The organism is Shewanella sp. 5S214 (genome assembly GCF_041439795.1).
Lineage (GTDB): Bacteria > Pseudomonadota > Gammaproteobacteria > Enterobacterales > Shewanellaceae > Shewanella > Shewanella vesiculosa.
On record NZ_JBGOOV010000035.1, the window covers coordinates 39,107 to 47,329 of the forward strand.

Annotated in this window: 10 protein-coding genes; all 10 read left to right on the forward strand. The window is 38.3% G+C overall.

The features are described 5' to 3' along the window. Positions 1-742: 742 nt before the first annotated feature. The 10 genes from ACED29_RS18760 (at position 743) to ACED29_RS18805 (ending at position 8,047) form a co-directional block, all read left to right on the forward strand. The gene (locus ACED29_RS18760) at positions 743-2,443 is read left to right on the forward strand and encodes a PRTRC system ParB family protein (RefSeq protein WP_371698384.1); all 1,701 of its coding nucleotides are present in this window, start codon (positions 743-745) and stop codon (positions 2,441-2,443) included. A gap of 88 nt (positions 2,444-2,531) precedes the next feature. Continuing rightward, a complete protein-coding gene (locus ACED29_RS18765; protein ID WP_371698386.1) occupies positions 2,532-2,876 on the forward strand; it encodes a hypothetical protein in 345 nt (114 codons plus the stop codon). A gap of 11 nt (positions 2,877-2,887) precedes the next feature. Next, entirely contained in the window at positions 2,888-3,109 is a 222-nt protein-coding gene (locus ACED29_RS18770) for a hypothetical protein (RefSeq protein ID WP_182741269.1), read from the forward strand. Between the two features lie 2 nt (positions 3,110-3,111). Continuing rightward, positions 3,112-3,261, forward strand: coding sequence for a hypothetical protein (locus ACED29_RS18775; RefSeq protein WP_182741270.1), 150 nt, complete (start codon positions 3,112-3,114; stop codon positions 3,259-3,261). A 292-nt stretch (positions 3,262-3,553) separates the two neighbouring features. Further along, complete coding sequence (locus tag ACED29_RS18780) at positions 3,554-4,588, forward strand: hypothetical protein (RefSeq protein ID WP_371698387.1); 1,035 nt, start codon at positions 3,554-3,556, stop codon at positions 4,586-4,588. 52 nt (positions 4,589-4,640) lie between these two features. After that, the gene (locus tag ACED29_RS18785) at positions 4,641-5,381 is read left to right on the forward strand and encodes a PRTRC system protein B (RefSeq protein ID WP_347691002.1); all 741 of its coding nucleotides are present in this window, start codon (positions 4,641-4,643) and stop codon (positions 5,379-5,381) included. An 8-nt stretch (positions 5,382-5,389) separates the two neighbouring features. Beyond that, positions 5,390-6,091 carry a hypothetical protein gene (locus ACED29_RS18790; RefSeq protein WP_371698389.1) on the forward strand — a complete coding sequence of 234 codons (702 nt, stop codon included), beginning with the start codon at positions 5,390-5,392 and terminating at the stop codon, positions 6,089-6,091. Positions 6,092-6,200: 109 nt separating this feature from the next. Then, entirely contained in the window at positions 6,201-6,968 is a 768-nt protein-coding gene (locus ACED29_RS18795) for a hypothetical protein (RefSeq protein WP_347690999.1), read from the forward strand. A 118-nt stretch (positions 6,969-7,086) separates the two neighbouring features. Beyond that, the gene (locus tag ACED29_RS18800) at positions 7,087-7,866 is read left to right on the forward strand and encodes a PRTRC system ThiF family protein (protein ID WP_371698390.1); all 780 of its coding nucleotides are present in this window, start codon (positions 7,087-7,089) and stop codon (positions 7,864-7,866) included. Positions 7,867-7,870: 4 nt separating this feature from the next. Then, the gene (locus ACED29_RS18805) at positions 7,871-8,047 is read left to right on the forward strand and encodes a hypothetical protein (protein WP_371698392.1); all 177 of its coding nucleotides are present in this window, start codon (positions 7,871-7,873) and stop codon (positions 8,045-8,047) included. Positions 8,048-8,223: the final 176 nt, after the last annotated feature.

Consider the following 8,223-nt stretch of genomic DNA (forward strand, 5'->3'; position numbering starts at 1 on the left):
AACCACAAAAAACACATAAACCAATGTTAATAAACATTATTGTTGAAATTATTCCTGAAGAATAAGACAAATATTTTATGATTATTGATTTTTGGATTTAGACGGTTTTTGGTCAACTATTTTAACTTAATGAGACATAACTTATGAATTATGACTATCTAGTGTCAATTTTCATAGCATTTATCGACATTGAGAGTGCCATTGATACTTTTTCGTGAAAAGCAAAATTATTGTATGGATCAAAAGTAAACACCCTCATTTCATGAAAAACATCAAGAAATAAAGATATACATGAGATTTATTACATTGTATTTGACCTAAAACGAATTTATTTCAAAATATAAACAATAAAAAACGTGCTTAACGTAAGTTGGAATTTTTGATTGCTAATATGAATGGATAATTTGGCCAATAATCCATAACCTTCATCACGAAGTTTATGCAAAGTAATAGTGCCTGCTTGCGCGAAAACCGTTGCAGTTCCCGATAGAAACGCCCAATGGGTCTTGTTCAGAAATTATAAAGATATTTCATATTCTTTATATCAAGCGGTTGTTGAGCGTTTATCTGTAACTCTCAATATTTCTGAACTTATTACCTCCACTTGAAACCAGCCCCGCTCAGTTAAACCACTCAATATTGGTGTAATGAATCCACCAGTATTGAGCGGTTGCGCCTTTTAAAACCTATGAGAAAGTCATTCTATCAAAACGAACTAACCACTATTATCAAGGTGATTAACATGGAACAGAATCAACATTTATCAACCCACAACACTACGTTACCTGTCAATATGATTGATGCCCTCCCCTTTGGTAATACAAGACGATCACGCAACGAGGCAAAATATTCGGAGTTAAAACAGAGTATTCGCTTGCGTGGTGTTATTCAGCCTATCTTGGTTCGCCCCGCCGCTGATCGTTTTGAAGTTGTTGCTGGTTATGGCCGACTTACTATCTCCCGAGAATTGGGATTAAATGATATTCCTGTTTTGATTAAGCCACTCTCTGATGCTGAGGCTTTAGAGCATCAAATGGAAGAAAATCTGAATAGAGAAGATCTATCTCTCATTGATGAATGCAAAGCCGTTCAACAACTAAGTGCGTTCTACAATGGTGATCGTCAAGCCATTGCTGACCGACTTGCATGGACGATTAAAAAAGTTAATGAACGAATTGAAATTCTAAAATGTTGTGATGAAGTATTAGGTTGCGTTATAGACGGTTCAATCACTGTTGGTCACGCTTTATTACTCGCGCCTTTTTCAACCAAACTCCAACAAGGCACGTTAAAGAAAATTATTGCTGAAAAATGGACTGTATCTTATTTACGTGAACGTGCAGCGAAAGGACAACAATATTTAAGCCTTGCGAAATTTGATACGACTAATTGTAATACCTGCCTTCATAACAGCGCAGCACAATCAGGCTTGTTCGGAATAGAGGAACAAAAAGCAGCTTGTTCAAACCTTAATTGCTTTAAAGAAAAAACGGGCGAATGGCTTGAGTCAAGAAAAGCTGAATTAGCTGACCAATACGGAACTGTCCTGTTAGTCCAACAGATCGCGGATTCTGACCGCAATACAGTCGATGCAGTTACCGTTGGTGAAGAACAATTCTCAACAGGTTGCCTTGCTTGTCAAAAACGAGTTGTATTGATTGATGACCGACTAGGCCGCGCTCTAGGCTCAACTTATCCTAACCAATGTGTAGACGCTATTTGCTTTAACAAATGTGTTAACGCCCTATCGACTGACTCTGTGGACGTTGAGGAAGCAGCCATTGAATTAGCTACCCCAATTGATGTTGATAATGCTAACTCGGACGGAGTTAAGGATACGACAAAACCAGCAGCCAAAACCGATAAGCCTGTAAGTTGCATTGTGCCTAAGAAAGTTATTGATACTAACAAAGCGATTATGCGAGAAACCTCCGCATCATTATTAATGCCACAAGAGCATTTTCAATTAGCCATGAGTTATGCCGCCCTAAAACGTCTATGCACTAGCTATAAGGCGCTAAATGAAACGCTTGGTGTACCGACTCATTTTGAAGCCACCATACAAGCCGCTTTACGTGTGAGTCTTGACGATTTAAAAACTGAAATACTTAACGTCACTCAACACCTTGCCACTAAACAATGTGACCAAACTGTCAGCATGACCGACATTATGATTTCCAATATCGGATTTGTAGAAAATGCCCGATCGGTTGCCATTGAAAAATGGACTCCAACCAAGGCCATTTTATCGGAGTACACCATTGGCTCATTATCAGCGTTATGTATCAAAGCTGGTTTTGATCAAGCAATGGAGAACAAAAAGGCGGGTAGCTTTGCCAAAGCCGCTAACAGCGGTAAAGGCAAGTTTATTGACACTATCTTAGCGACTCCATTCGATTGGACTCACTTCGCACCTGATGAATATCTGGCTCTTATTAAATAACGTCACAGGCAAGCGGGTAGTCAGTTGCCCGTTTGCCAACTTGTCGCACAATATCGTTATCAAAACCAATTAAATTATCGAGGCTTAAATGTTAACTCAACTTAATCAACTCAATACTATCGGTGGTGCAGAACGCATCAACTTATCAATTCAATTTTTAGCCGCTAATAAGGTAAGAGTGGTATTAACCACACAAGTTGACGCGAATGCCAAAGGTGAGTTAGCCGACTTATTGCGAACCCCTATCGTGTTAACAGGGAGTCTTTCTGACATTGAAATCATGCTGACCAACGAATTGTTTTCATTGTCTGAAAACGTCACCCACTCAACTTCTAATGTTGCAGCACAACCCACACCAACTGATGATGCAAACATGACTGAAAGTGACGCAGCAGATTTAATTGATGAATTAGATGATGAAGATTCACTTTAAGGGGTATGACAATGTTAAACATGAACACGATAACTAGAAAATTTAAAATTGGTGCTGCAATTATTAACGATCCAGCCCCACAAGCCGACATTGATGAAGTTCAACGTATTTTGACACAACAGTTCCCCATGTTGCGCCATACCCGACTTTATATCGAAGATGGCGTATTAAACGAGTCAGCAACCGAAATTGTTTACGATTTCCCATTAATTCCTGTCAAAACTAAGGGGTAACAATGAACGATTTACTGAAACAGTTAACTAGTTGGGAAGTGGCTTATAAAGCGGCTCCCGATGAATACTCACTGATTTTGATTAACCGTCTTTCCAATATTAATACATCACCTCAGCATGTTCAGTCCAAGGATATGCCTCCGATTGGATAATCAGGTTAAACGAAATATACACGCCCTCTATATACAAATATAAGGGCGTTTTTTTTGAGTGGCGCGTTTTGCCGAGTGCGTTAATGTCATGTCATCACGTAGCAAGAGATTAATCGCCATGAGTATCAACCCACCTCGTTTATCGAACCTTTGGTATACCCGCATGAACAATGCTTATGTGCCTAAGCTTGAGGGTTCAAATTTAAGCGCCCTTACCTCTCGTTATAAGCTGTTTGACGATAACGTGAGTCAGTTATCTCCTATGTTAGCGTATGCGGTTAAATGTGGCTGGATGAAACAAGAGCAGGTGATTGAGGCTATTAGCGAACCTGATATGTTATTACAAATCAGTTTAGTTTCAAAATTAGTGGCCGAGCAATTTTGGATACCGTTTACAACAACAGTTTCAACGATGATGGATGCCCACAAATCCACTATTAGGGCGTTAATAGCAGACTCTCTTAAACATGATCCTGAAACGCAAAGCACCCTCCTAGCGAACTATGACAGCATACTTAATAATAGAGAACAAATGATGACTTTCTCAATGTCATTGCCCAAGGAAGATGCTGGCTTTGGTGATGATGGCAATAATATTTTTGCCTCTCGGATCACGTTCTCAGAAGCCTATCTCACCGAATTTAATATGAACAAGTTTGCATTTGATAATCGATTGCAAAATACGTTCTATAAATTGATTCAAACCGTTATGGCGCATCAATTTGAGTGCAGCACTATTGATATAAATAGTGGATACAACAATTGGCTGACCGAAGAATTATTCTGTGAAAATGATATAGAGTTGATTGGGGAATACATTACTCAGAAGCAAGGTGAATATGAGTTGGAACAACTTTATATTGACTTAAACATGAATGACGAAATGATTTCAACTATCGAGGATTATGGGGTTGAATGTGCTTACGACTATTGGTGTATGTCTCAGTTAGAAGATAGCATAACGGAAATAAGTAAAACCCCTACCGCTGACGTTCAAAAATCATTAGCAACATTAGCAACTGTTCACCCACTGCTATTACCAGTTCAAGCACTGTTCGACTATTTTGAGAAAAATATAAACTCTCGCGCATTCCCCTTTGATGTTGGATCAGACGTTGATGTGTCAGAGCAATTAATTTATTCATTTTGCCAACCAGCAGAAGAAAGTTGTATTCAAGATGCGTCAGAAAGATTTTATAACGGTAATGAATTTGCATCATTAAATCTCAGATTGAGTGATGACAATGTATTGGATTTTTTTGAAAATTTCTCAATTTCTACCTGCATGATAAGTTTGCTATTAGCGGTTATCGAGTTGCGCGATTAGTGAACTGACTTATTGTAACGGTATCAAAGTACATCACAGGGATATTAAACCAATGCAAATCGAAATCGGATCAGCCAAACAGATAACTGAGGCATTTATTCAATCGACTGTGGCAGATGAAAAAATCATTGATAGTAAACTCGCCCTTGTCGTTCACTCAAATCATTCAGGCTCTTTATCGTGCATCACTCGACATACCATTAACAACGATAGATTAGGCGTTGGTGAAATTATCTCAATAGATGATGTAACGGAAACATTCAATGATATTCAAAACCGAAGTGAAAAAGGACAATCTGATTGGTTTAATTCATTTACCGATGAACACATTATTATCAGAAGCGCCAAAATGCTCGTGTGGCATACTCCAAGACAAAGCCGTGTTTTATACCTTTCAAAAGGACAAGTGAAAGTCACGCTGCCACCACTGTTATATATTTTTCGTGTATCCAACGGCCATTTAACGACTGAACTGAGCGTATTTGCTTTAGCAGCAAACAAGCGTCCCAATCGCAAAACAAAGTTATACCACGCCCCATTGATGAACCTTTATTCAAACGGAAAGCTTTGCCTTGGCAATATGACGCTTCCAAAAACCATTAATCAGGACACCATTGAGTTGGTTGAGAAAGAGTTTTTTAATTCTCGATTTACTCACCCGAACCATAATGCGTTAACTAGAAAGCCCGTAGATATTGAAGCATTTTATAAAATAAAAGAAAAAAGCGGGAAACGAATTATGACTTCTGAACTCATGCCAGTAGGCATTAAATTAAACGATGTTTTAGGATGATTAAGGCTATGGACAACATTGAAAAAGATATACTTGATATTGGTGAACACATTTCCGAGTTTAGTGTCGCAAATCTGGCCTTTCGGTATTTACAATTAGCCAATGCATACCGACAAGTTGCAGATCAATGGACTAATGAGTCTTTGAATTACCAACTCATAGAAGCGCTTTTCCACTTAGCATTATTAGCACGTAAAGAAAGAGTCCACCCTGTTTACGCTAATATGTCTATCGTGGAATGGACAAGACCCCCCCTCGCACACACATACGCTCTGTTGGCTAAATCAATTAAAAACTTGCATGAAAAAGGTCAAAGCATGAGTAAACTTGTTGATCACCTAACGCGAAACCCACAAGCCTTTGCTAATTGGCAAATCGTTATCGTGCCTCAATTGAAATCGACACCTAATACTCCACTTAGACAACTCATTAGCTCGATACCGCGGCGGTTACGCAATGAATGTAAAGGCGTCACGTTACACCCCGATTTAGGTTTTTCAAGTTCAGCAACGTTTAATAATCTTGAACAACTCTATCAATGGCTTGGTGGTCGAAGCCAAGCCTATAATGCTCATAACTTGCCATACCTACATTGGAAAATTGCGCGTTTTAACAAAACACTCAATATTGAGGATTTACGACCTCATTGCGCTCAATTTCCCGCTTCACCACTATTAAAGAAATTTGGTATTAATGAGCAACGCAACTAATTCGTTTGCATCCAATCTTCAAAACTCTTGGCCGCACGTCGTTCCCATCCAGGACTGAAGTCAATATATATGTGGCGTCCATAAGAGGGCGCCAAAGGACAATGTTTACATGAAAAATAAATTAATGCTGTTTGTCAAAATCATCTTTATAGCACTCTTAATTTATAGCGCTATTAAGAATGATGTTATCGCCATTTTTATCATACTTTTCGTATCCAATGTTTATATAACGAAAACATACATCTTACAGTGTTCAGACATGCCACAATCTAAAGATAAGGTATTTTACCTCGTATGGGTGTTGTCATTATTTGTTGTTTGGAACGCCATTATCATTGCTCAATGGGGTCACATAACCGCCCGCTATGCTGATTTTCCTATAGAATGTAGTCTTTTGAGTATTCCTTACATTGGTAATATTATCTACAGCTGCTTTGCGTATAAAACAGGTTGGTCATTAACTCAATTTGATTCGGGTTCTAAGCTGTCATTTAAATACGAACAAGAGACAGGAGAAATAGAAATGCATTTTTCGGGAAATAAAAAAAATATTTATCCTGCATACCGCTCATTCAAAAGATTACTGAGTCATTCGTTAACCAACCCAAGATTAAGCGTAATAAAACTCACATCCCCATTATTAACAATTGTAAAATTTAGGACAAAACTAGAAAATTATGTCTCTTGGGCAAATACAGTCACTAATACCACAAAAAGAATTACTATTATTGAGGCAGGACATTATGTACCTCGAATCCATGAGAGGCTAGGGTATTGGCTGACATTCACTTTAAAAGATATAAAAAAAAGTAAAGAATATTGGGAAAAATCAAAGTTAAATTGGCCTATATTAAGACTAACTGTTACAGAAAAATAGTTGATTAAATCTCGATTATTCAGGGCTTAATATCTCTAATTGTATTATTTAATATAGCAGTTGCGGGTTGTCTAACGTGAGTTAATCTAATTTTAACTTAACTCACAAGGCAACCTTTATGGACTTTTTTATACCTCAAAAACTAATCAATAAACCCATTAATATTTTACTGATTGGGGCAGGTGGAAGCGGTAGTCAGATAGCCACTGAACTATTCCAAATGGATTCACTTCTTAGACAAATTTCAGACCAATCTGTGTATATCAACCTCACACTGGTTGACGGAGATACCGTCTCAATTTTTAACGTAGGCCGTCAGGCGTTCTACTCAGGAGATGTTAATTCTTTCAAAGCAGAGGTGTTAGTGAATAGATTTAATAACTTTGGTGGGACGCATTGGAAAGCTATGAACGAATACTGCGACCACGATAAAATGACGTTCAATGGCTATGATTTGATTATCACAGCAGTCGATAAAGCGGAGTTCAGAATTAAATTAGGCGAGGTGTTTAACAACACTCAACATGCAAGCGACTTATTGTGGCTTGATGTAGGCAATGGGAAAAGTGACGGCCAAATAATCTTAGGTCACGCATACAGAAACATATCGAGTACGGGGATACGATTACCGAATGTCTATGACTTGTATTCAGAATTGCTCAAGCAAATCGATGATGCCAGTGAGGATATTCCCTCATGCAGTACCGAAGCAGCCTTAACCAAACAAGATTTTGGCTCCAATCGGGCGGTTTCAGCACAAGCGACACAATTGATTTGGCAATTAATTCGCTATGCCAAAATTTCGCATCATGGGGCGTTTGTCGATGTTGCTAATGCCACTGTTCAACCTTTGAAAATAGACCCGCAATTATGGGCTGTATACGGTTATAAGGTTTAAATATATGAAACATAATTCAATTGAAAAAGCTCATAATGCCGCAGAGGAAGCAGCAAAAGGCTTTGGTTTCTCAAGCTATGCCGAATTGAATGAGAGTGTCGATGAACAAGCTAAAGAGGCTGCGAGAGCCGCCTTTTCCTTTCCAAAGTTCATCTTTATCTTCAAAAATCATGCTCGGTAACGTTCCTGTGTTTGAATGAAGTTTCATACATTCTTAATATACTGATAAACCTTTGCTCATTAGCCATTGATGGTAACCCTAAGTTTCTACCTACCCATGTTTCATAGTTGTACCTGTGTAGTTTCCTATGTGCAGGTGCTTGTTCCGTAGCCCAATCAATACCTTTATTGCTTTGA